Genomic DNA, 22,173 nt, shown 5'->3' on the forward strand with positions numbered 1-22,173 from the left:
GATCCCTCCCGTTCGGCGCTGGCGGTGGTGCTGCGAGGCGGTGGTGGTCACGAAGTTCCTTCCCGAGGGAGGTCGAGGACGGCCTTCAGCACCGCCACGGCGGTGGCGAGGTCGTGGGTGGTGAGGTCGGGGTGGTGGGCCAGGCGGTCGGCGACCAGCTCGGCGTTGAGCCGACGCACCCGGTCGAGCTCGGCGCGCCCTGCGGGGGTGAGCGCCACCAGGCTGCTCCGCGCGTCCGCAGGGTGGGGCTCCTTGGTCACCCAGCCCAGGTCGGCGAGGTGGCGCACCTGGCCGGTCATCGTGGGCTGTGAGCAGTGGTCGGCCTGCGCCAGCGCAGTCACCGACTGGGGGCCCAGCTCGTCGAGCGTGGACAGCACGCGCAACCCCGCCGTGGAGGTGTGCTCGCGGCGGATCAGGCGGACCAGCCGGGCGGCCTGGACCGTGAGCTCGCCGTGCAGCGGCGTGGGGGTGGAGGGCACGAGGAACCAAACTACATTGGAAACCTATGTATGTCAGGTGTCCGTGAGGCACGACACAATGCAGGGATGCCCACGTACGTCGCGTTCCTGCGGGCCATCAACCTCGGGCCCAACCGCAAGTTCCCCAAGGCCGACATCGTCGCCGCGACCGAGGCCGCCGGCGGCACCGACGTGCTGACCCACATCAACACCGGCAACGTCCGCCTCACCATCGGCAACCGGTCGCCGCAGAAGGTCGCTGCGGTGCTGGAGAAGGCCTACGAGGAGCGGGCCGGCTTCGCCGTGCCCACCATCGTGTTCACGACCGCCGAGCTGCGCGCCATCGCCGACGACGCGCGCGAGCTCACCCGCCCCGACCTCGAGCGGCACTACGTCTACCTGCTCGCCGACGAGCCGGACCCGGACCGGGTCACCGCGGTCCACGAGCGCAGCACCGACGTCAACCAGGTCGTCGTCCGCGGCCGCGCGGCGCACGTCCTGCTCGGCCCCGGCTACGAGGCCGGCGCCGTCGACCCGTACAAGATCGAGAAGTCCCTCGACGTCGTGGCGACCAACCGCAACCTCAACGTGGTCACCACGCTCGCCGACAAGTGGTGCTGACCGTGGGCTGACCGTGGTGCCCGGGGACGCCCCGAGGCGCTGTGCCACCATGGAGCCGTGACGACCGCGAGCCCGGAGAAGGTCGATCCGGGAGTCCAGCAGGACCTCACCCCGGACGACATCACGCTCGCCGACACCCCCTGGGTGACGGTGGTGTGGAACGACCCCGTGAACCTGATGTCCTACGTCACCTTCGTCTTCCAGAAGCACTTCGGCTACGGCAGGAAGAAGGCGGAGAAGCTGATGATGGAGGTCCACGAGGAGGGGCGGTCGATCGTCAGCAGCGGCAGCCGCGAGGAGATGGAGCGCGACGTGCAGGCGATGCACGAGTACGGCCTGTGGGCCACCCTGTCGAAGGCCACCGACGCGTGACCTCCCCGACCACCGGCTTCGTCCGGCACCGGCGCAGCAAGCGCGCCATCGCGACCTTCTCGGTCTTCGAGGCGGACCTGCTGCGCTCCCTGGCCGCCCAGCTCGTCGAGCTGCTGCACAACGAGTCGGCGGTCGCCGCCACCGAGCGCGACCCGCTGGAGGCGCTCCTCGACTTCTCCGGCCCCACCACCGAGCCCGAGGACCCGGTCCTGCGCCGGCTGTTCCCCAGCGCCTACCGCGAGGACGCCGAGGCTGCCGCGGAGTTCCGGCGGTTCACCGAGGGCGGCCTGCGCGACGGCAAGGCCCGCGCCGCGGCGACCGTCATCGACACCCTCGAGGAGGCCGGCCTGCCCGCCGAGCCCCTCGACGAGGAGCTCGCGATCGACGTCGAGCTCGACGACGAGACGGCGCTGGTCTGGCTGCGCTCGCTCACCGACCTCCGGCTCGCGCTCGGCACCCGGCTCGGGGTCGAGGAGGACGACGAGGAGCTCTGGTACTCCCTGCCCGACGAGGACCCGCGGGCACAGGCGCACCACATCTACGAGTGGCTCGGCTTCATCCAGGAGACGCTGGTCCGCTCAGTCGGCTGATCCGGCCAGAGGTCGGCGTCCGGTGGGGGACTACGCATCCCGTACGGCGGTACCGGGTGGTCAGACCCTGCAGCAGCGGGCCTAGTCTTTCCGTGATGAGGCCCGCCGAAGCCCTGGAGCACCCCCGATGACCGCACTCGACGACCGAGCCGGGACCGACACCACCGTCCGCGCCACCATGAGCGGTGACACGCAGTCGTGGCCCGAGCGCTTCGCCCTCGGGCTCTTCATCGCCGTTCCGTTCGTCGCGTTCCTCGCCGCCATCCCCGTCGCGTGGGGCGGCTGGCTGGGCTGGAGCGACGTGCTCATCACGTTCGTGATGTACGGCCTCACCCTGCACGGCATCACCGTCGGCTACCACCGGCTCTTCACGCACAAGTCCTTCAAGCCGAACCGGCCGGTGAAGATCACCCTCGCCGTCCTCGGCTCGATGGCCGTCGAGGGCCCGGTCATCCGCTGGGTCGCCGACCACCGCAAGCACCACAAGTTCTCCGACCGCGACGGCGACCCGCACTCGCCGTGGCGCTACGGCGACAGCCTGCGCGGCCTCACCAAGGGCTTCCTCTGGGCGCACATCGGCTGGCTGTTCGACCCCGAGCAGACCCCGATCGACAAGTACGCCCCCGACCTCGCCAAGGACCGCGACCTGGTCCGGATCTCCCGCCTCTTCTGGCTGTGGGTCCTCACCTCGCTCTTCCTGCCGCCCCTCCTCGGCTTCCTGCTGACCTGGTCGTGGCAGGGCGCGCTCACCGCGTTCTTCTGGGGCACCATCGTCCGGATCGGGCTGATCCACCACGTCACCTGGTCGATCAACTCGATCTGCCACACCCTCGGCGAGCGCCCCTTCACCTCCCGCGACTTCTCCGGCAACGTCTGGTGGCTGGCCATCCCGTCCGGCGGCGAGTCCTGGCACAACCTCCACCACGCCGACCCCACCTCCGCCCGCCACGGCGTCAAGCGGTTCCAGCTCGACACCTCCGCCCGGGTCATCTGGGTCATGGAGAAGCTCGGCTGGGTCCACGACGTCCGCTGGCCCAGCCCGGAGCGGATCCGCGCGAAGTCGGTCAGCCCGACGGGCTGACGGGCCGGTCGACGCCCCGGTGCGGGGCGGCCCAGCCATCCGACTACCGGCCCGATGCCGGGGGAGCGGGGCAGACGCAATACGCTGGAGCGCGTGTTGCGGATCGACCAGGCGACGTACGACGCCCTCGTGGAGCATGCCAAGCGGGAGCACCCGGTGGAGGCGTGCGGCATGGTCGTGGGCCCGATCGGGAGCGACCAGCCGGTGCGCCACGTCGAGATGGTGAACGCGGCGGGCAGCCCGACGTTCTACGAGTACGACTCCAGCGACCTGTTCCAGCTCTACAAGGAGATGGACGATCGCGACGAGGAGCCGGTGGTGATCTACCACTCGCACACCGCGACGGAGGCGTACCCCAGCGTCACCGACATCAACCTGGCCAGCGAGCCCGGTGCCCACTACGTGCTCGTCAGCACGCGGGAGCACGGGAATAACCCCGGTCCGGTGGAGTTCAGGTCCTACAGAATCATCGACGGCGTCGTGACCGAGGAAGAGGTCACCATCGTCGACACCGTCACCCCTGCAGAGGAGAGCAGCTGACATGGCCATCGAGGTCCGGATCCCGACCATCCTGCGCACCTACACCGGTGGTGAGAAGGCTGTCGACGCCGAGGGCTCGACCCTGAGCGCGCTCATCGACTCCCTCGAGTCCAACCACCCGGGCATCAAGGACCGGCTGGTCGAGGACAAGGGCGCCGGCCTCGAGCTGCGCCGCTTCGTGAACGTCTACATCAACGACGAGGACGTCCGCTTCATCGGCAGCCTCGACGCCGAGCTCTCCGACGGCGACCAGGTCGTCATCCTGCCGGCCGTCGCCGGCGGCGCTGCCTGAGCGCCCGTCGGCCATGGTCCGCTACGACAGCCTCCTGACCTCCGTCGGCAACACGCCGCTGGTGGGGCTGCCGCGACTCTCGGCCCCGTTCAACACCCCGGGTGCGCCGGAGGTGCGGATCTGGGCCAAGCTCGAGGACCGCAACCCGACCGGTTCGATCAAGGACCGGCCCGCGCTCCGGATGATCGAGGAGGCGGAGAAGGACGGCACGCTGCGTCCCGGCTGCACGATCCTCGAGCCGACGTCCGGCAACACCGGCATCTCGATCGCGATGGCGGCCAAGCTCAAGGGCTACCGCACCGTCTTCGTGATGCCCGAGAACACCTCTGAGGAGCGGCGCCAGCTGCTGCGGATGTGGGGGGCGGAGATCTTCTCCTCGCCCGCCGCCGGCGGCTCCAACGAGGCCGTGCGCGTCGCCAAGCAGATGGCGGCCGAGCACCCCGACTGGGTGATGCTCTACCAGTACGGCAACGCGGCCAACGCCCTCGCGCACGAGGAGGGCACCGGACCCGAGATCCTCGCCGACCTGCCGAACGTCACGCACTTCGTCGCCGGCCTCGGCACGACCGGCACGCTGATGGGCGTCTCCCGCTTCTTCCGCCGGGCGAAGCCCGACGTGCGCATCGTCGCCGCCGAGCCGCGCTACGGCGAGCTCGTCTACGGCCTGCGCAACCTCGACGAGGGCTTCGTCCCCGAGCTGTACGACGCCGAGCTGATCGACAGCCGGTTCTCGGTCGGACCGCGTGACGCCGTGCGCCGGGTGCGGGAGCTGCTGGAGATGGAGGGCATCTTCGCCGGCATCTCCACCGGCGCGATCCTGCATGCCGCGCTCGGCCAGGCGGCCAAGGCGGCGAAGGCGGGCGAGGCCGCCGACATCGCGTTCGTGGTCGCCGACGGCGGCTGGAAGTACCTCTCGACCGGTGCCTACGAGGGCACGATCGACGAGGCGGAGGACCGCCTCGAGGGCCAGCTCTGGGCTTGAGCCCGGCCCCCACGGGCGACGTATTGTGGAGCGATGCGACTCCGCGGAACCGTCCTCGCGCTGTGCTGCGTGCTCGCCGTCGCCACCCCGGCGGCCGCCGACGAGGCGACGCCCGGCTCGGGTGACCTGCCGGCCTTCACCCAGGTGGAGGCGCCGCAGGTCACCGGCGTGCGCCGCTTCGGGCAGACCCTGCGCGCCGAGCCCGGGCGGTGGCGCCCGGCGCCGGCGACGGTGCGCTACCAGTGGCTGCGCGACGACCGACCGATCACCGGTGCCACCGGCCGCCGCTACCAGGTCCGGCCCGCCGACGTGGGCCACCGGCTCGGTGTGAAGGTCGTCCTGCGCCACCCCGAGCGGAAGACGGCGATCGCGACCGCCCGGACCGGGGTCGTGCGCCACCGGGTCGACGTGCGCCGCGTCGTCCGCTACTCGGTGCGGGTCAAGGGCGCCGTGCGCACCGACGTCGCCACCTTCCGTCGGCAGGCCCAGGAGACCTTCGACGACCCGCGCGGCTGGCGGGGCCGGGGAGTGCGCTTCGTCCCGGTCCGCTCCGGCGGCGGCTTCACGCTGTGGATCTCGGCGGCGTCCCGTGTCCCCGGCTTCTCCTCCGGGTGCAGCGCGGAGTGGTCGTGCCGGGTCGGGCGCAACGTCATCATCAACGCGACCCGCTGGAAGCACGCCTCCCCGGCCTGGAACCGCGCCGGCCGTTCGCTGCGCTCCTACCGGCACATGGTCGTCAACCACGAGACCGGGCACTGGCTCGGCAAGGGCCATGCCTCCTGCCCGCGCCGCGGCGCCCTCGCGCCGGTGATGATGCAGCAGTCGAAGGGCACCCAGGGCTGCCGCTTCAACCCGTGGCCGACGCTGCGCGAGCTGCGCCGCTGACCGGGGGACCGGGTGCCGGCCCGATCAGCGGTGCCAGGTCAGGTGCTGCGACCGGTTCCAGAGGCTGCCCGCGACCGGGCCGAGGCCGAGCACCTTCGTCGCGAGGTTGGCCAGGTCGCCGTTGCGGACCGGCTGCGCCCCGCTCACGCCGGGGCGGCCGCGGCCGGGGTTGCGCAGCGTCGGGTTGAGGTCGTAGAGGTCGCCGTGGTCGACGCCGGCGCCCCAGACGATGAACGGGACGCGGTAGTTCTCGAAGCTGGTCGCGGCGCCGTGGCCGTTCGTGCCCGGGACGCCGCCGTGGTCGGCGGTGAGGACGACGACCGTCGAGCGTGCCAGGCGCGGCGTGCTGCGGACCGTCGACAGCACCTGGCCGACGAGCCGGTCGAGGCGCACCACGGCGTCGAGGTAGGGCCGGGTCATCCAGCCGCGCGCGTGGCCGGTCTTGTCGGCCAGGCCCAGGTGCAGGAAGGCGAAGGACCGCTTCGTGGCCACGATGTCGCGGCGGAAGAGCCTCGTGAGGGCGACGTCGTCGGCGTCGCGGATCACCGTGCGGTGCACGGCCTGCGACCACGACCGGCCGAAGAGGGTGAACTTCTGCTTGGTCGAGAACAGCGCCGTGCGACCGCCGCCGCGGTGGACGGTCCGGAACACCGAGGACACGTCGTGGCCGGCGGCCCCGTGCACCGTCGTCCCCGGGCGGTGGGTGTTCCACGTGACGCCGTGGCCGTCCGCGGCTGCGCGGATCCGGCGGCCGGTGACCATGCTCGTGTGGTTGGGCAGGGTGACCGTCTGCTCGACCTGGGCCCGGGCGTTGAGGGTGTAGGCGCCCTCCCGGATCATCCGGTAGAGGTGCGGCAGCCGGCTGCGGCCGAGCCGGGTGATCGCGCGGGGGTTGAGGCCGTCGAGGGAGATGGCGACGACGCGCTTGCCGTTGATCGCCGAGGCGCGCGGCACCTGCTGCGAGGTCGGCACCAGCTGGCGCGACGCCGGCTGCTCCTGCGCGCCGGAACAGCTCGCCAGGAAGGGCAGCAGCAGGGCGAGGGCGAGCGCCGCGGCGGTCCCCGGGAGGCGCCCGAGCCGGTCACCAGAGGTCATCGCACGAGCATAGGCGTGAGCGTCGTCATGACGTGATCTCGGTCCCGCAATGCCGACCCGGGAGGGGCCGACGCCGTAGTCTGGCCGGGTGCGGAACCACGACCACCTCGACGTCGATGCCCCTATCGGGATCTTCGACTCCGGGTTCGGCGGGCTCACCGTCGCACGGTCGGTCATCGACCAGCTGCCGCACGAGTCGATCACCTACGTCGGCGACACCGCCCGCCAGCCGTACGGCCCCAAGCCGATCGGGGAGGTGCGCGAGTACGCCCTCGAGTGCCTCGACCACCTCGTCGAGCAGGGTGTCAAGGCCCTCGTCATCGCGTGCAACTCCGCCTCCGCCGCGATGCTGCGCGACGCCCGCGAGCGGTACGACGTCCCGGTGGTCGAGGTGATCTACCCGGCCACCCGGCGCGCGGTCGCCGCCAGCCGCAACAACCGGATCGGCGTGATCTGCACGCGGTCCACCGCCGAGTCGATGGCCTACGACGACGCCTTCGCCGCGGCGCCCCAGATCTCCCTGACCACGCGTGCCTGCCCGCGCTTCGTGGACTTCGTCGAGGCCGGCGTGACGGGCGGCGAGGAGCTCATCGCCGTCGCGCACGAGTACCTCGACCCGCTGAGCGAGCTCGGCATCGACACCCTGATCCTCGGCTGCACCCACTACCCGCTGCTGACCGGCGTCATCTCCTACGTCATGGGCGACGAGGTGACCCTGGTGAGCAGCGCCGAGGAGTGCGCCAAGGACGTCTACCGGATGCTCGCCGACACCGGCCTGATGCGGCCGGCCGGCGAGCCGACGTACACCTTCTCCACCACGGGCTCCCCGGCGGAGTTCGCGACGATCGGGCGCCGGTTCCTCGGCCCCGAGCTGGTGGCGGCCGGACAGTTCGCAGGGGGACTTGCATGAGTGAAGACGTGGCTCCGGAGACGACGCGGCTCCGGGTCCCGGACGCCCCGGCGGACCGCTCCGTGCGGCTGACGGTCGTGGGGTGCTCGGGCTCCTACCCGGGTCCCGAGTCGCCGGCCAGCTGCTACCTCGTGCAGGCCACCGACGCGCTGCGCACGTGGAGCCTGGTGCTCGACATGGGCAACGGCGCGCTCGGCGCGCTGCAGCGCTACGTCGACCCGCTGCAGGTGGACGCGGTGTTCCTCAGCCACCTGCACGCCGACCACTGTGTCGACATGACCAGCTACTACGTGCTGCGCAAGTACCACCCGTCCGGCACCCAGCCGCGGATCCCCGTGTGGGGCCCGAAGGGCACCGCGAAGCGGCTCGCGAAGGCCTACGACCTGCCCCGCAAGCCGGGGATGCGCGAGGAGTTCTCCTTCCGGGTCTACAAGGAGCCGGTCGAGGTCGGACCGTTCACGATCGAGCCGTTCGAGGTCGACCACCCGGTGCCGGCGTACGGCCTGCGCGTCAGCGCGTTCGGCAAGGTGCTCGGCTACAGCGGCGACACCGGCCCCACGGCCGCGCTCGACGCGATCGCCGCGGACGCCGACCTGTTCCTGTGCGAGGCGTCCTTCCGCAGCTGCGACGACAACCCGCCCCACCTCCACCTGACCGGCCAGGAGGCCGGCGAGGTCGCGACGCGGGCCGGGTCGAAGCGGCTCGTGGTCACCCACGTGCCGCCGTGGCACGACGCGCAGACCATGCTCGCCGAGGCGGGCAAGGCGTACGACGGGCCGACCGAGCTCGCCGTGCAGGGCGCCGTCTTCGACCTCTGAGCCCGCGTCAGCGGCGGGCGGCCTCGATGGTCAGCGCGATCTGCACGCGGTTCGTCGTCTCCAGCTTGTCGAAGAGCCGCGACACGTGGCCCTTGACCGTCGGCACCGACAGGTGCAGCTCGGCGGCGATCTCGGCGTTGGACAGCCCGCGGCCGACGGCCAGGGCCACGTCGAGCTCGCGCTCGGTGAGCCGGTCGAGCCGACGCCGGGCGTCGGCGGCCCGGTCGTCGCCGGTGTCGGTGCGCACCCGCTCGATGAGCGTGCGGGTCACCGAGGGGGAGAGTATCGGGTCGCCGTCGGCGACCTTGCGGATCGCGGCGACGATCTCGCTGGGTGGGGTGTCCTTGAGCAGGAAGCCGTCGGCGCCAGCCGCGAGCGCGCCGACCACGTAGTCGTCGGCGTCGAAGGTGGTCAGCACGATCACCCGCGGCGGGTCCGGCTCGCCGTGCAGGACGCGAGTCGCGGCGAGGCCGTCGAGCACCGGCATCCGGATGTCCATCAGCACGACGTCGGGCGCCATCTCCCGGGCGAGCCGCACGCCGGCCTTGCCGTCGGGCGCCTCGCCGACGACCGCGATGTCCGCCTGCCCGCCCAGCATGAGGGCGAGCGCGGAGCGCACCAGCGGGTCGTCGTCGACGACCAGCACCCGGGTCACGCCCCCGGACCGGTCGCCCTGCCCACTCGTGTCACTCACCGCACGGCCTCCTCGGCGGACCACGGTAGCCACGCCCGGAGCACGAACGACTCCGGCCTGCCGTTCCCCGGCGAGGTGCCCTCGACGCCGTGCGCGAGCCAGCCGCCGCGCAGCTCCGCGCGCTCGGTGAGGCCGACCAGGCCGAGCCCGGCACCGGGGGTGCGGGTCGGGCCGAAGCCCAGGGCGTTGCGCAGCACGATGTCGACGCCGGTGTCGGGGGAGCCGCCGACGTGGACGTGCAGGGTGGCGGCCGGGGCGTGCTTGGTCGCGTTGGTGATGCCCTCCTGCACGATGCGGTAGGCCGTGCGCCCGACCGCGGCCGGTGGGGGCTCGTGGGCGACCAGCCCGTCGTCGTACTCGATGGTGGCGCCGGCCGCGCGGGCCTCGGCGACGAGCTCCCCGATGTCGGCGTACGTCGGCTGGGGGACCGTCGCGGGGACGTCGGCCTCCTCGTCGCGGAGCACGCCGAGCACCTCGCGGAGGTCGCTCAGCGCCTCGTGGGCCTTGGTCTGGATGACGGTGAGGCTGCTGCGCATCTCGTCGGCCGACAGGTCCTCGCGGAAGGTCAGTGCGCCGGCGTGCATGGAGATCTGCGAGATCCGGTGGGCGAGCACGTCGTGCATCTCCCGGGCGATGCGGGCGCGCTCGTTGGTCCGGGCCTGGCTGGCGCGCAGGTCGCGCTCGGCCTCGGCGGTCTCGGCGCGCTGCCGCAGCGTCCACAGCAGCTCGCGGCGCGAGCCGATGAACATGCCCCACGCCATCGTCGCCGCGACGGCCGCCACGCTGACCGACGCGACCAGCCACCCCGGGTCGGAGCTGGTCACCGGCTGGAGCTGGTAGTAGAGCCAGTCCCCGGCGAGCGTGGCGACCGCGACTACCGCGACCTGCCACCACCGGCGCCGGGTCGCGAGGGAGACCGCCGCGAGCGTCGACGCCCCGGCCGCGAGCGAGCTGAGCGGGAGCATCGCGGTGGTGGCGAGGGCGACCGCCAGCGGCCAGCGCCGGCGCCACCACACGACCGCGAGGGCGAGGACGCCGAGTGCGAGGTCGCCCCAGAACAGCAACGGCCGCTCCTCGGCCTGGGCCTCCACCACCGGCACCCAGACCACGAGACCGATGGTGACCGCGACCAGGTAGCGCCACAGGTGGCTCCACCACCGCAGGGGCGGCTGGTAGACGTCGGGGCACTCCACGCCGTCGAGACTAGGGTGTCCCGCACCCAGCGCGGGAGCGCCGTGGGGAGCAACAGCCCCCTACCGAGGTAGGGGTCTGTTCCAGCCGCCCGGCCGATGTGCGCCGGAGGTGGGTCCGGCAGGCTTGGACCATGATCACCGTAGATCGACTCACCGTCTCCTACGGCGCGTTCACCGCTGTCGACGACGTCAGCTTCGTCGCGCAGCCAGGCCGCGTGACCGGCTTCCTCGGGCCCAACGGCGCGGGCAAGTCGACCACGATGCGTGTGATGGTCGGCCTCACCCCGCCCACCCGCGGACAGGCCACCATCGGCGGACTGCGCTACCACGACATCCCCAACCCCGGCCGCCACGTCGGCGCCCTGCTCGACGCGGGTGCCCAGCACGCCGGTCGCACCGGTCGGGAGATCCTCACCATCGGCGCCCAGACGATGGGCCTGCCGCGCACGCGCGTCGACGAGATGCTCGAGCTGGTCGGGCTCACCGACGCCGAGGCGCGCCGCCGGCTGCGCAACTACTCGCTCGGCATGAAGCAGCGCCTCGGCATCGCCCACGCCCTGCTGGGCGACCCGTCGGTGCTGATCCTCGACGAGCCGGCCAACGGCCTCGACCCCGCCGGCATCCGCTGGATGCGCGGCCTGCTCAAGGGGTACGCCGACCGCGGCGGCACCGTGCTGCTGTCCAGCCACCTCCTGCACGAGGTCGAGCAGATCGCCGACGAGATGATCCTCATCGGCCACGGCCGGATCGTCGCGCAGGGCGACCGCAAGACCCTGCTCGAGCGGGCGGGCAACGCCGCGGTCACCCTCGTCACCTCCCTGGACAACGCGGCGCTCGCGACCGCCCTGACCGGGGCGGGCCACGCCGTCGAGCCGGCCGGCGAGGGGCTGAAGGCCCACGCGACGACCGAGGAGGTCGGTCGTGCCGCCCTCGCGGCGGGCGTCGTCCTCACCGACCTCCGGTCCGGTGGCGCCGGGCTGGAGGACCTGTTCCTGGAGCTGACCTCGGAGACCGCGCGCGACGCGGTGCCGGGCGTCGCCGTCCCGACCGGAGGTACCCCGGCATGAGCACCACCGCACCCGTGACCCTCGACCTGTCCAAGAGCGGCCCCACGCCCTTCTCCCGCCTGGTGAAGGTGGAGTGGCGAAAGATGGTCGACACCCGCGGCGGCCTGTGGCTGATGGGCATCACCGCCGGCCTCCTGCTGCTGGTGATGGCGCTGGTCGTCCTCATCGTCGGGCTCAACGACGGCCGGGTCGACGGCAACGACCTCTCGCAGGTCTTCACCATCCCGGTCTCGCTGCTGCTCCCGGTCTTCGCCATCCTCACCGTCACCAGCGAGTGGAGCCAGCGCACGGCGCTCGCGAGCTTCACCCTCGAGCCGCACCGCGGACGGGTGATCCTCGCCAAGCTGGTCGCGGTCTCCGCGCTCGCCGTCGCCACGATCGTCGTCGCGTTCGTCGTCGGCGCGGTGACCAACGTGCTGTGCGCCCTCGTCACGGACAACCCGCTGGCGTGGAACCTCGACCTGAGCACGCTGGTGTGGATCGTGATCAGCCAGCTCGCGTTCTTCGCGATGGGCTTCGCGCTGGCCTGCCTGATGCTGAACACCCCCGGCGCGATCAGCGTCTTCTACGTCGTCGCGCTGCTCATGCCGCTGATGGTGTGGTCGACGCTCTACGCGATCTTCGACTGGGCGAAGGACGTCCTGCCGTGGATCGACATCAACACCGCGATCACGCCGCTGACCACCGACGGCTACGACATCATCGGCGAGCCGGTCGACGTCGGCCTCGTCAACTACGTCCAGGGCGTCTGGACGCTCGTGCTGTGGGTCGGCATCCCGGTCACCCTCGGCATGTGGCGCATCCTGCGCGCCGAGGTGAAGTAGGCGGCCACCGCCGTCGGCGCGGCCGTCGGGGTGCTCGGTAGGTTTCTCCCATGAGCACCCGCGAGGACGGCCGCGCCGACGACGAGCTGCGCCCCATCACGTTCACCCGCAACTGGCTCGACCACCCCGCCGGCTCGGTGCTGGTGGAGTTCGGCCGCACCCGCGTGCTGTGCGCCGCCTCCGCCTCCGAGGGTGTCCCGCGCTGGCGCAAGGGCTCGGGGCTGGGCTGGGTGACGGCGGAGTACGCGATGCTCCCCGCCGCGACGAACACCCGCTCCGACCGTGAGTCCGTCAAGGGCCGCATCGGCGGTCGCACGCACGAGATCAGCCGCCTCATCGGCCGCTCGCTGCGTGCGGTCATCGACAACAAGGTGCTCGGCGAGAACACCATCCAGATCGACTGCGACGTGCTCCAGGCCGATGGTGGCACCCGCACCGCCGCCATCACCGGCGCGTACGTCGCGCTGGCCGACGCCTGTGCCAAGCTCGGCGTGCCCGGCGCGCTCACCGGCTCGGTGGCCGCCGTCAGCGTCGGCATCATCGACGGTGTGCCGCGCCTCGACCTGCCCTACGTCGAGGACGTCCGTGCCGAGACCGACATGAACGTCGTGATGACCGGCGACGGCAAGTTCGTCGAGGTGCAGGGCACCGCCGAGGGCGCCGCCTTCGACCGCGGCGAGCTCGACGCCCTGCTCGCGCTGGCCGAGAAGGGCTGCGCCGACCTCACCCGGATGCAGCAGGAGGTCCTGGGCTCGTGAAGGTCCTCGTCGCCTCCCGCAACGCCAGGAAGCTGGAGGAGATGCAGCGGATCCTCGCCGAGCACCTCCAGGGCGTCGAGGTCGTCGGGCTCGACGACGTCACGCCCTTCGAGGAGCCGGTCGAGGACCAGCCGACCTTCGAGGGCAACGCGCTGCTCAAGGCCCGTGCGGGCGTCGCCGCCACCGGCCTGCCGACGATCGCCGACGACTCCGGGTTGTGCGTCGACGCCCTCAACGGCATGCCGGGGGTGCTCTCGGCGCGCTGGTCCGGCCCGCCGAAGAGCGACGAGCGGAACAACCAGCTGTTGCTGGCGCAGCTCGCCGACGTGCCGGACGAGCGGCGCACGGCCCACTTCGCCTGCGCCGTCGCGCTGGTCCGTGCCGACGGCCGCGAGCTGGTCGTCGAGGGCCGCATGGAGGGCCGGGTGATCCGCGAGGTCCGCGGCACCGGCGGCTTCGGCTACGACGTGCTCTTCGTCGCCGACGAGCACCCCGGCCGCACCACGGCCGAGCTCAGCCGCGAGGACAAGGACGCGATCTCGCACCGCGGCCGTGCGCTGCGCGAGCTCGCGCCGCTCGTCGCCGACTTCCTGGCCTGACGGGCCCATCGGCCCATCGGTGCCGGAGGCGGGACTCGAACCCGCACACCCGAAGGCACAGGAACCTAAATCCTGCGTGTCTGCCAGTTCCACCACTCCGGCTGGGCGCAAGGGAGTCTAGGACCCGCCGACGCCCGGGGAGACCCGGGCCGTCAGCCCTGCCACTGCCAGGTGCTGAGGATCTTGTCGAACTCCTCGAGCACGTCGTCGTCGCCCGCCTTGAGCGACACGGTGATCGAGTAGCCCTTGTCACCGCTGATGACCAGGTGCGAGCGCTGCACGACGTCGACGTTGCTGTCGTTGGTGCGGGCGATGTCGACGGTGAGCGCGGTCTGGCCGTCGATGGAGATGTTGGCGGCGTCGTTGATCTCGGCGGAGCTGTCACCGGAGACCAGTGCGGTCTTCCAGTTGTCCTTGAGGTCGTTGGGGTCGGTGTAGCCGTACGACGACTGGGTCTCGATGATCACGTTGCCGCGCGCGGTGTTGAAGGTGTCGCCCCAGAGCAGCACCTTGTCGAGGGTGGAGGTGTTGGAGTTCTGCGACTTGAACTCCTCGGTGCCGTCGGTCCAGCCCTTCGGCACCTGGACCTCGTAGCCGAGGCCCTCGAAGCGGTCACCACCGATGTCAGGGACGTCCGAGCCGGGCGTGGACTGCGTGTCGGTCGGCGTCGGGTCGTCGGTCGCCTTCCGCTCCGGGTCGTCGTCGCCACTGAGCGCGACCGCGGCGATGATGCCGCCGATCACCAGGACGAGCACCAGGGCGACCGCGCCGATGACGAGGCCGGTCTTGCCCTTCTTCGGTGGAGTCGGCTGGGACCCGCCTCCGCTGCGGGCGGGGCGGGGGACGCCCGGCTGCTGGGGGTGGGCGACCGGGGAGGTGACCGGCGACGGGGCCGGCGGCTGGCCGGGGGAGGCCACCGGGGAGTGGCCCGGCGACTGCACCGGCGGGACCGGCGGGGGCGGCGCCGTCGTACCTGCGTCGGGGTCGAGGCCGGTGACCAGGTGCTCGGGCACCTTGCCCAGGGCGTAGCCGAGGACGGCGACGGCCCACTGGCAGCCGCGCACGTCGGCACTGCCGCGGTCGCGGGCCAGGCGCTGCCCGGCCGACTCGACGGCGTCGGCGGGGTTGGCGCCGCTGTCGAGCATGGTGACCATGCCGTCGAGCGCGCCGAGCCGGACGGCGTCGGTCAGCAGGTTGATGGTGCCGCTGGAGGCCTGGCCCTCGTCGAGGTAGTCGTCGAGGGAGCCGCGGAAGGCGGTCGCGTCACGGAACAGGTCGTGTCCGTGGTCGCGGGCGAGGTCGGCGAGCGACTGGTGGAGCTTCATCACTGTCCTTCGGAGTGGTCGGTCCCTAGGCGGTCAGGCCCAGGTCCCTCCTGAGCTTGGCGACGTGACCGGTCGCCTTGACGTTGTACTGCGCGAGCTCGAGCGTGCCGTCGGCGCCGACGACGAAGGTCGACCGGATGACGCCCTCGACAATCTTGCCGTAGAGCTTCTTCTCCCCAAAGGCTCCGTAGGCCTTGTGCGTGGCGAGCTCGGGGTCGGAGAGCAGGGTGATCGTGAGCCCGTCCCGCTCGCGGAACTTCGCCAGCTTCGCCGGCGCGTCCCTGGAGATGCCGACGACGGTGTAGCCGGCCGCCTGCAGCGAGTCGAGGGAGTCGGTGAAGTCGCACGCCTGCTTGGTGCAGCCCGGCGTCATCGCAGCGGGGTAGAAGTACACGATCACCTTGTCCCCGCCCTCGAGCAGCGAGGACAGGGAGACGGCCTCGCCGGTGTCGGAGGTGAGCTCGAACGCGGGCGCGGTGTCGCCGGGGGAGAGGCGGGCCGGGTCGGTCATGGGGTGCGATCACTCCTGAGGCGCAGGTGCTGTTGCAAATGACATGCAATAAGGTGGTCGTTGTTCGTGACCATCCAACTACACCCGCCCGAACGGAGCAGCGAGATGCACGTCCCTGACGGATTCCTCGACGCGCCCACGTCGGTCGCCACGGGGGTGGTCGCGGCGGCAGGTGTCGGCATCGCGCTGCGCCGCGCCCGCGCCGAGCTCGACGACCGCACCGCCCCGATGGCCGGCCTCGTCGCCGCCTTCGTCTTCGCCGGGCAGATGATCAACTTCCCGGTCGGCGCCGGCACCAGCGGCCACCTGCTCGGCGGGGCGCTCGCCGCCGTGCTCGTCGGCCCGTGGACCGGAGCGCTGTGCATCAGCGTCGTGCTGCTGGTCCAGGGCCTGTTCATGGCCGACGGCGGGTTGACGGCGCTGGGCACGAACATCACGCTCCTGGCGCTCATCAGCGTCGTCGTCGGGTACGGCGTCTTCGTGCTCCTGCGCGCGGTGCTGCCGCGCTCGGTCGCATCGGTCCCGATCGCCGCTGCCGGCGGTGCGCTGGTCTCGGTGCCGGCAGCCGCCGCGGTGTTCACCCTCCTCTTCGCGATCGGCGGCACCGCCGACGTGGCCACCGGCAAGGTGCTGACCGCCATGCTCGGCTGGCACACCGTGATCGGCATCGGCGAGGCGGTCGTGACCGGCCTCGTCGTCAGTGCCGTCGTCGCGTCCCGCCCCGACCTCGTCCACGGTGCCCGCGGCCTCGCCGCGCGCCGCCCCCTCGTCACCTCGGAGGCAGCAGCATGAGCAGCACGAGCCGCACCAGCGGCCGCCGCAGGTTCTGGGCGGTCGCCCTCCTGGTCACCCTGCTGGTCGCCGGAGTCGGCAGCTACTACGCCAGCAGCCACCCCGACGGCCTGGAGTACGTCGCCGAGAAGACCGGCTTCATCGACACCGCCGAGGACCCGGTCGACACCGGCAGCCCGTTCGCGGACTACGGCACGAAGGGGGTCGAGGACGAGCGGCTCAGCGGCGGCATCGCCGGCGTGGCCGGCGTGGGGCTGACCCTCCTCGTGGGCGGCGGCCTGTTCTGGCTGCTGCGCCGTCGTACACCCGCGGACCAGCCCGGCCCGCAGGACGACGCCCGGGGCGACAGCCAGCCCGAGCCGGCCCACCACTGACGTGGGCGCGGGACACGGCCACCGGCTGCACTTCCACGGCCACTCCGTGGTGCACCGTGCCCCGGCGCACCTGAAGATCCTCGCGCTGCTGGCCTTCGTCCTCGTCGTCGTCGCCACCCCGCGCGACTGGTACGCCGCCTACGCGGTGCACCTCGCGATCCTGCTCGGTGTCGTCGCGGCCTCGCGGGTGCCGCTGGGCTACCTGCTGCCCCGGATGGTCATCGAGGTGCCCTTCCTGCTGTTCGCCGCGCTCATCCCGTTCATCGCCGAGGGACCGCAGGTCGCCGTCGCCCTGCCCGGCGGGTGGGAGCTCAGTGTCTCCGAGCCCGGCCTGCTCGCCGCGTGGGGCCTGGCCGCGAAGGGCACGCTCGGCGTGCTCGCCTCCCTCACCCTCGCCGCGACCACCGAGCCGGACGCGGTGCTGCGCGGCCTGCAGCGGCTGCGGATGCCCGAGCTGCTGGTGCAGATCATGGCGTTCATGGTGCGCTACCTCGACGTGGTCACCGCCGACCTCGGCCGGATGCTGACCGCGATGCGCTCACGCGGTGCCGACCCCCGCTCGCCGCGGCACTGGCCGGCCCTCGCGCGCACCCTCGGCGCGCTCTTCGTCCGCTCCTACGAGCGGGGGGAGCGGGTGCACCTGGCCATGCTCTCGCGCGGGTACGACGGCCGCCTGCCCGACGTGGAGGGCGCCCGATGACCCCCGTGCTGGACCTCCAGGGCGTCGCCTTCGCCTACCCCGACGGGCACCAGGCGCTGTTCGGCGTGGACCTGCACGTCCACCCGGGCGAGCGGGTCGCGCTCCTGGGGCCCAACGGCGCGGGCAAGACCACCCTCGTGCTGCACCTCAACGGGATCCTGTCGGCCGAGTCCGGCCACGGTGCGGGCTCGGTCAGGGTGAGCGGCCTGCCGGTGACGAAGAAGAACCTCGCCGAGATCCGGCGCCGGGTCGGCATCGTCTTCCAGGACCCCGACGACCAGCTCTTCATGGGCTCGGTGCGGGCCGACGTGGCGTTCGGGCCCGCCAACCTCGGCCTGCGCGGCGCTGCGCTGGACAAGCGGGTGATGGACGCGCTGGAACAGGTCGGCATGGCGGAGTTCGCCGACCGGCCGCCGCACCACCTCTCCTTCGGCCAGCGGCGCCGGGTCGCGGTCGCGACCGTGCTCGCGATGGAGCCGGAGATCCTCGTCCTCGACGAGCCGAGCTCCAACCTCGACCCCGCCTCGCGCCGCGAGCTCGCCGACATCCTGCGCAGCCTCGACGTCACGGTGCTGATGGTGACCCACGACCTGCCGTACGCCCTCGAGCTCTGCCCCCGCTCGGTGGTGCTCAGCGGGGGGCGGGTGGTGGCGGACGGGCGCACCTACGACGTGCTCACCGACGACGAGCTGATGCGTGCCCACAGGCTGGAGCTGCCGTGGGGCTTCGACCCGCGTTCCATCCCGGTTGATAGCCTGCCCGGGTGAGTGACACTCCCTCTGACATCGAGCGTGAGATCGAGGAGGCGCGCGAGCGCCTCGCCGGCACGATCGACCAGCTCCTCTACCGCTCGCACCCCAAGACGATCATCGGGCGCGAGGTGGCCCAGGTGAAGGCCTACTACGTCGACGTGGAGACGGGGGAGCCGCGCACCGACAACATCCTCAAGACCGTCGGTGGCGTGGTCGGCGTGATCGCCCTGATCGCCACCATCCGCACGATCACCCGCACGCGCTGAGGTGTCCGACAAGACCCCCATCAAGATGCTGCACGACCGCATCTTGTGCGAGACCGACACCGAGGCCGGCGAGCGCCGCTCGTCCGGCGGCATCGTCATCCCCGCCACGGCGGCGATGGGTGCGCGCCGGCTGGCCTGGTCGCGGGTCGTGGCGGTCGGACCGCATTGCCGGGCCGTCGTGACCGGCGACCGCGTGCTCTACGACCCCGAGGACAAGGCCGAGGTCGAGGTGGCCGGTGAGGTCTACGTCGTGATGCGCGAGCGCGACATCCACGCCGTCGCCGCCGACCGGCTCGGCGACGAGTCGGCCGGCCTCTACCTCTGAGGCTCCCGGGACCTCCCGCGGCCGACCCGTTCCCCGAGAGGCCTCGGCAGAAGTGCCTGGCGTGACGTAACGCACACCGGGCCGGGACCGTTGGTCCCGTGTGCGCTCGCCCCGGCTCCTGACGCTGCTCGCCACGGCCCTGGCCGTGCCCGCCCTGGCCCTCGCGGGGCCCGCCGACGCCGGGCCCGACCCGGCCGACGGCGCGCTCGCCGCCGGGCCCTACCAGGCCACGGTCAAGATCACGAAGCACGGCATCCCGCACGTCACCGCGGCCGACTGGGGCTCGCTCGGCTACGGCAGCGGGTACGCCGCCGCGGCCTCGTCGATCTGCACCCTCGCCGACACCGTGCTCACCGCCCGCGGCGAGCGCTCGAAGCACCTCGGCCCCGACGGCCGCTACCGCGACGGCGTCTCGCTCGACGCCAGCAACCTGCAGGTCGACACCTTCGTGACCGACCTCCACGACCGCAAGGTCGTCGAGGGGCTGCTCCGCTCGCCGGCCGGGCCGAGCGCGCGGGCCCGCGCGATGGTCAAGGGCTACACCGCCGGCATCAACCGCTGGCTGCGCGACAACCGGATCACCGACCCCGCCTGTCGCAACGAGGCGTGGATCAAGCCCGACGCCACCGAGACCGACCTCTGGTACGGCGTCTACATGGCCAACATGATCGCCTCGTCCGGCAACTTCGTGAAGGAGATCGTCGAGGCCGACCCGCCGACCCTGCAGGACCCGGGCCTGCCGGACCTCGGCATCGACCTGCCGCTCCCCACGAAGAAGGAGGACGTCGCGGCGTACGCGAAGAAGGTCGACGGTGAGGCGCTGCGCCGGTCGCTGGGCCAGGACAGCAAGTTCGGGTCCAACGCCACCGCGATCGGCGGCGACAAGAGCTCGACCCGCCGCGGCATGCTCCTGGGCAACCCGCACTTCCCGTGGGTCGGCCGCTACAAGTTCACCCAGCAGCACCTGACCATTCCCGGGAAGTACGACGTCGCCGGCGCCTCGCTGATCGGCTCGCCGGCGGTCAACATCGGCTGGAACAAGGACGTCGCCTGGAGCCACACCGTCTCCACGGCGTACCGCTTCACGCCCTACGAGTACCTCACGGTCGGCCCCGGCCCGCTCTACCTGTCGGCCAACGGCCTGCTGCGCAAGGCCGAGCGCCGCTTCGTCGACGTCACCGTCAAGCGCAAGGACGGCTCGCTCGGCACCGTGCGCGAGGACGTCTGGCGCACGCCGCAGGGCTACGTCATCGACAGCCCGTCGCAGTTCATGGGCTGGTCCCCGATCAGCTTCTGGGCGATCCGCGACGCGAACGCCGAGCACCTGCGCACCATCGACACCTTCCTGTCGATGGGCGAGGCGCGCAGCAGCCGCGACCTGCTGGTCCGCCAGGACGCCGGGGGCGGCATGCCGTGGGTCAACACGATCGCCGCCGACCGGCGGGGCGAGGTGCTCTACGCCGACCACAGCGTCGTCCCGCACGTCACCAACGCCATGGTCAACCGCTGCCTCACCCCGGTCGGCCTGCTGCTCAAGACCGTCGCCGGGCTGCCCGGGCTCAACGGCCTGCTCGCCGACGGGCTGTGCACGTGGGGCTCCGACGCCGACGCGCAGCGCCCGGGGATCCTCGGGCCGAGGAACCTGCCCGCCGTCGTACGACGCGACTGGGTGATGAACGCCAACGACTCCTACTGGACGCCGAACGACAAGGTGCGGCTCGAGGGCTACGCCAGCATCATCGGCTGCGAGAAGTGCCCGCGCACGATGCGCACGCGGATGGTCCAGCAGTACGTCGTCGACCGCCTCGCCGTCGGCCGGGAGACCCCTTCGACGCTGCGCGGGCACGAGTACGCGAACCGGGTGCGGGCCGCGGAGGTCATGCGCGAGGGCGGCAGGCTCGACGAGGTCTGCGCCAGGACCGGGGAGACGCAGGCCTGCGCCGTGCTCAGGAAGTGGGACGGCCGCTCCGACGCCACCTCGGTCGGCACGCACATCTTCGAGGAGTTCGTGAAGCGCGCCCCGACCGGCACGAACCTGTGGTCGGTGCCCTTCAACGCCAGGGACCCGCTCAACACCCCGCGCGGGCTCAAGACCGGCACCGCGGTCGTGAAGGCGATGCAGGCGGCCATCGACGCCGTGCGCGACGCCGGCGTCGCCTTCGACGCGCCGTGGGGCAGCCTGCAGGTCGCCGGCGACCGGGGCGCCCCGCCGCTGCCGATCACCGGCGGCGACGGCGACCTCGCGGGCAACGCCAACGCCGTCGACACCGAGCACCCGCAGGCCAACAGCGACCGCTACAAGGCGATCAGCTACGGCTCCTCGCACATCCAGGCGATCAGCTACCTCGCCGACGGCACCGTCGACGCCCGCACGATCCTCACCTACAGCCAGTACGAGGACCCCGCGTCGCCGTGGTCGTGGGACCAGACCAAGCTGTTCTCGCAGGAGAAGTGGGTGCGCTTCCCGTGGACGCCGGCGCAGATCAAGGCGGCGCTGGTGCGCACGGTGCGGCTGTCGGGCAGCTGAGCCGCCGGGCCTAGCCTTCACCCATGTCCGTCGAGGTCGAGAAGCACGGTCCGGTCACGCTGGTCACCCTGTCGCGCCCCGAGGTGCGCAACGCCGTCGACGCCGAGCACGCCCGCCTGCTCACCGAGGCGTTCAGGGAGTTCGACGCCGACGAGTCCGCCGCCGTGGCCGTGCTCCACGGCGCGGGCGGGGTGTTCTGCGCCGGCGCCGACCTCAAGGCGGTCTCCGAGGGGCGGGTCGAGGTCGGCGCCCCCGGTGACGGCCCGGACGCCGGCCCGGCCGGGATGGGGCCGACCCGGATGCTGCTGTCCAAGCCGGTCGTCGCGGCCGTCGAGGGGTACGCCGTCGCCGGCGGCCTCGAGCTCGCGCTCTGGTGCGACCTGCGGGTGGCCGACCCGGCCGCCGCGTTCGGCGTCTTCTGCCGCCGCTGGGGCGTGCCGCTCATCGACGGCGGCACGGTCCGCCTGCCGCTCAACGAGTGGCTCGTCGGCCACTCCCACGCCCTCGACCTGATCCTCACCGGCCGCGAGGTCGGCGCCGACGAGGCGCTGCGGATGGGCCTGGCCAACCGGGTCTCCGCCCCCGGCAAGGCCCTCGACGAGGCGCTCGAGCTCGCCGCCCGGCTGGCCGCGTTCCCGCAGACGTGTCTGCGGCAGGACCGGCTGTCGTCGTACGGGCAGCACGGGCTGGGCCTCGACGACGCGCTGGCACTCGAGTGGAAACACGGCCTGGTCTCGCTCTCCGCGGATACCCTCGACGGTGCCTCGCGGTTCGCCGCAGGGGCGGGCCGGCACGGCCGGTTCGAGTAGGCATCCGCGAGCA

At 72.2% G+C, this 22,173-nt stretch carries 28 protein-coding genes and 1 tRNA gene; 22 read left to right on the forward strand and 7 right to left on the reverse strand.

The window, feature by feature from the left end; genetic code table 11:
* Nucleotides 1-47 precede the first annotated feature (47 nt).
* Nucleotides 48-479, reverse strand: a complete 432-nt coding sequence (locus L615_RS11230) for a MarR family winged helix-turn-helix transcriptional regulator (protein ID WP_145725126.1) — start codon at nt 477-479, stop codon at nt 48-50.
* A gap of 66 nt (nt 480-545) precedes the next feature.
* Between L615_RS11230 and L615_RS11235 the strand changes: the two genes are divergently transcribed.
* The 8 genes from L615_RS11235 to L615_RS11270 all read left to right on the forward strand — a co-directional run bounded on the left by L615_RS11235 (nt 546) and on the right by L615_RS11270 (nt 5,821).
* The gene (locus tag L615_RS11235) at nt 546-1,079 is read left to right on the forward strand and encodes a DUF1697 domain-containing protein (RefSeq protein ID WP_028656066.1); all 534 of its coding nucleotides are present in this window, start codon (nt 546-548) and stop codon (nt 1,077-1,079) included.
* 57 nt (nt 1,080-1,136) lie between these two features.
* Nucleotides 1,137-1,451, forward strand: coding sequence for an ATP-dependent Clp protease adapter ClpS (clpS, locus tag L615_RS11240; protein ID WP_028656065.1), 315 nt, complete (start codon nt 1,137-1,139; stop codon nt 1,449-1,451).
* Nucleotides 1,448-2,041: a DUF2017 domain-containing protein gene (locus L615_RS11245; protein ID WP_145725127.1), complete on the forward strand. Its 594-nt coding sequence runs from the start codon at nt 1,448-1,450 to the stop codon at nt 2,039-2,041. Before clpS ends, L615_RS11245 begins: the two co-directional genes overlap by 4 nt.
* A 127-nt stretch (nt 2,042-2,168) precedes the next feature.
* Nucleotides 2,169-3,122, forward strand: coding sequence for an acyl-CoA desaturase (locus L615_RS11250; RefSeq protein ID WP_145725128.1), 954 nt, complete (start codon nt 2,169-2,171; stop codon nt 3,120-3,122).
* A 93-nt stretch (nt 3,123-3,215) separates the two neighbouring features.
* Nucleotides 3,216-3,662: a Mov34/MPN/PAD-1 family protein gene (locus L615_RS11255; protein ID WP_028656062.1), complete on the forward strand. Its 447-nt coding sequence runs from the start codon at nt 3,216-3,218 to the stop codon at nt 3,660-3,662.
* A 1-nt stretch (nt 3,663) separates the two neighbouring features.
* The gene (locus tag L615_RS11260; protein WP_028656061.1) at nt 3,664-3,954 is read left to right on the forward strand and encodes a MoaD/ThiS family protein; all 291 of its coding nucleotides are present in this window, start codon (nt 3,664-3,666) and stop codon (nt 3,952-3,954) included.
* A 13-nt stretch (nt 3,955-3,967) separates the two neighbouring features.
* Nucleotides 3,968-4,936 carry a PLP-dependent cysteine synthase family protein gene (locus L615_RS11265; protein ID WP_028656060.1) on the forward strand — a complete coding sequence of 323 codons (969 nt, stop codon included), beginning with the start codon at nt 3,968-3,970 and terminating at the stop codon, nt 4,934-4,936.
* A 33-nt stretch (nt 4,937-4,969) separates the two neighbouring features.
* Nucleotides 4,970-5,821: a DUF3152 domain-containing protein gene (locus L615_RS11270; RefSeq protein ID WP_051485869.1), complete on the forward strand. Its 852-nt coding sequence runs from the start codon at nt 4,970-4,972 to the stop codon at nt 5,819-5,821.
* A gap of 24 nt (nt 5,822-5,845) precedes the next feature.
* Here the strand turns inward: L615_RS11270 and L615_RS11275 are convergent, their stop codons facing one another.
* Nucleotides 5,846-6,916, reverse strand: coding sequence for an alkaline phosphatase family protein (locus L615_RS11275; protein WP_028656059.1), 1,071 nt, complete (start codon nt 6,914-6,916; stop codon nt 5,846-5,848).
* A gap of 88 nt (nt 6,917-7,004) precedes the next feature.
* Between L615_RS11275 and murI the strand changes: the two genes are divergently transcribed.
* Both murI and L615_RS11285 read left to right on the forward strand, forming a co-directional pair.
* Nucleotides 7,005-7,826, forward strand: a complete 822-nt coding sequence (gene murI / locus L615_RS11280) for a glutamate racemase (RefSeq protein WP_028656058.1) — start codon at nt 7,005-7,007, stop codon at nt 7,824-7,826.
* Nucleotides 7,823-8,644 carry an MBL fold metallo-hydrolase gene (locus L615_RS11285; protein WP_232221794.1) on the forward strand — a complete coding sequence of 274 codons (822 nt, stop codon included), beginning with the start codon at nt 7,823-7,825 and terminating at the stop codon, nt 8,642-8,644. Before murI ends, L615_RS11285 begins: the two co-directional genes overlap by 4 nt.
* Nucleotides 8,645-8,651: 7 nt before the next feature.
* Here L615_RS11285 and L615_RS11290 read toward each other — a convergent pair whose 3' ends face one another.
* Both L615_RS11290 and L615_RS11295 read right to left on the reverse strand, forming a co-directional pair.
* Nucleotides 8,652-9,338 carry a response regulator transcription factor gene (locus L615_RS11290; RefSeq protein WP_261376647.1) on the reverse strand — a complete coding sequence of 229 codons (687 nt, stop codon included), beginning with the start codon at nt 9,336-9,338 and terminating at the stop codon, nt 8,652-8,654.
* Nucleotides 9,335-10,531: a sensor histidine kinase gene (locus L615_RS11295; RefSeq protein WP_145725130.1), complete on the reverse strand. Its 1,197-nt coding sequence runs from the start codon at nt 10,529-10,531 to the stop codon at nt 9,335-9,337. The genes L615_RS11290 and L615_RS11295 overlap by 4 nt, the downstream gene beginning before the upstream one ends.
* 131 nt (nt 10,532-10,662) lie before the next feature.
* On the opposite strand from L615_RS11295, the gene L615_RS11300 reads away from it, so the two are divergent.
* The 4 genes from L615_RS11300 to rdgB are packed head-to-tail and all read left to right on the forward strand — an operon-like array spanning nt 10,663 to nt 13,779.
* Nucleotides 10,663-11,598: an ABC transporter ATP-binding protein gene (locus L615_RS11300; RefSeq protein WP_145725131.1), complete on the forward strand. Its 936-nt coding sequence runs from the start codon at nt 10,663-10,665 to the stop codon at nt 11,596-11,598.
* Nucleotides 11,595-12,422 (forward strand): ABC transporter permease subunit, encoded by an 828-nt coding sequence (locus tag L615_RS11305; protein WP_145725132.1) that lies wholly within the window; start codon nt 11,595-11,597, stop codon nt 12,420-12,422. The genes L615_RS11300 and L615_RS11305 overlap by 4 nt, the downstream gene beginning before the upstream one ends.
* Nucleotides 12,423-12,472: 50 nt before the next feature.
* Nucleotides 12,473-13,180, forward strand: a complete 708-nt coding sequence (rph, locus tag L615_RS11310; protein WP_028656052.1) for a ribonuclease PH — start codon at nt 12,473-12,475, stop codon at nt 13,178-13,180.
* A complete protein-coding gene (rdgB, locus tag L615_RS11315; RefSeq protein WP_028656051.1) occupies nt 13,177-13,779 on the forward strand; it encodes an RdgB/HAM1 family non-canonical purine NTP pyrophosphatase in 603 nt (200 codons plus the stop codon). Before rph ends, rdgB begins: the two co-directional genes overlap by 4 nt.
* Nucleotides 13,780-13,799: 20 nt before the next feature.
* On the opposite strand, the gene L615_RS11320 is transcribed toward rdgB, so the two are convergent.
* The 3 genes from L615_RS11320 to bcp form a co-directional block, all read right to left on the reverse strand.
* A tRNA-Leu gene (locus L615_RS11320) sits at nt 13,800-13,881 on the reverse strand.
* A 50-nt stretch (nt 13,882-13,931) separates the two neighbouring features.
* Nucleotides 13,932-15,104 (reverse strand): hypothetical protein, encoded by a 1,173-nt coding sequence (locus L615_RS11325; RefSeq protein WP_145725133.1) that lies wholly within the window; start codon nt 15,102-15,104, stop codon nt 13,932-13,934.
* A gap of 25 nt (nt 15,105-15,129) precedes the next feature.
* Nucleotides 15,130-15,615: a thioredoxin-dependent thiol peroxidase gene (gene bcp, locus L615_RS11330; RefSeq protein ID WP_028656049.1), complete on the reverse strand. Its 486-nt coding sequence runs from the start codon at nt 15,613-15,615 to the stop codon at nt 15,130-15,132.
* Nucleotides 15,616-15,720: 105 nt separating this feature from the next.
* On the opposite strand from bcp, the gene L615_RS23285 reads away from it, so the two are divergent.
* The 8 genes from L615_RS23285 (at nt 15,721) to L615_RS11365 (ending at nt 22,160) form a co-directional block, all read left to right on the forward strand.
* Nucleotides 15,721-16,407, forward strand: a complete 687-nt coding sequence (locus L615_RS23285) for an energy-coupling factor ABC transporter permease (RefSeq protein WP_186449831.1) — start codon at nt 15,721-15,723, stop codon at nt 16,405-16,407.
* Nucleotides 16,404-16,781: a PDGLE domain-containing protein gene (locus L615_RS23290; protein WP_186449832.1), complete on the forward strand. Its 378-nt coding sequence runs from the start codon at nt 16,404-16,406 to the stop codon at nt 16,779-16,781. The genes L615_RS23285 and L615_RS23290 overlap by 4 nt, the downstream gene beginning before the upstream one ends.
* 1 nt (nt 16,782) lies before the next feature.
* Nucleotides 16,783-17,481, forward strand: a complete 699-nt coding sequence (cbiQ, locus tag L615_RS11340) for a cobalt ECF transporter T component CbiQ (RefSeq protein ID WP_036518090.1) — start codon at nt 16,783-16,785, stop codon at nt 17,479-17,481.
* Nucleotides 17,478-18,248, forward strand: coding sequence for an energy-coupling factor ABC transporter ATP-binding protein (locus L615_RS11345; RefSeq protein WP_028656047.1), 771 nt, complete (start codon nt 17,478-17,480; stop codon nt 18,246-18,248). Before cbiQ ends, L615_RS11345 begins: the two co-directional genes overlap by 4 nt.
* Nucleotides 18,245-18,499 carry a DUF3618 domain-containing protein gene (locus tag L615_RS11350; protein WP_028656046.1) on the forward strand — a complete coding sequence of 85 codons (255 nt, stop codon included), beginning with the start codon at nt 18,245-18,247 and terminating at the stop codon, nt 18,497-18,499. The genes L615_RS11345 and L615_RS11350 overlap by 4 nt, the downstream gene beginning before the upstream one ends.
* Before the next feature lie 25 nt (nt 18,500-18,524).
* Nucleotides 18,525-18,824 (forward strand): co-chaperone GroES, encoded by a 300-nt coding sequence (locus tag L615_RS11355; RefSeq protein WP_051485876.1) that lies wholly within the window; start codon nt 18,525-18,527, stop codon nt 18,822-18,824.
* Between the two features lie 100 nt (nt 18,825-18,924).
* Nucleotides 18,925-21,351, forward strand: a complete 2,427-nt coding sequence (locus L615_RS11360; protein WP_261376648.1) for a penicillin acylase family protein — start codon at nt 18,925-18,927, stop codon at nt 21,349-21,351.
* A 23-nt stretch (nt 21,352-21,374) separates the two neighbouring features.
* Complete coding sequence (locus L615_RS11365) at nt 21,375-22,160, forward strand: crotonase/enoyl-CoA hydratase family protein (protein WP_145725134.1); 786 nt, start codon at nt 21,375-21,377, stop codon at nt 22,158-22,160.
* Nucleotides 22,161-22,173: the final 13 nt, after the last annotated feature.

Origin of the sequence: Nocardioides sp. J9 (genome assembly GCF_007829375.1) — a bacterium.
Classification (GTDB): Bacteria; Actinomycetota; Actinomycetes; order Propionibacteriales; family Nocardioidaceae; genus Nocardioides.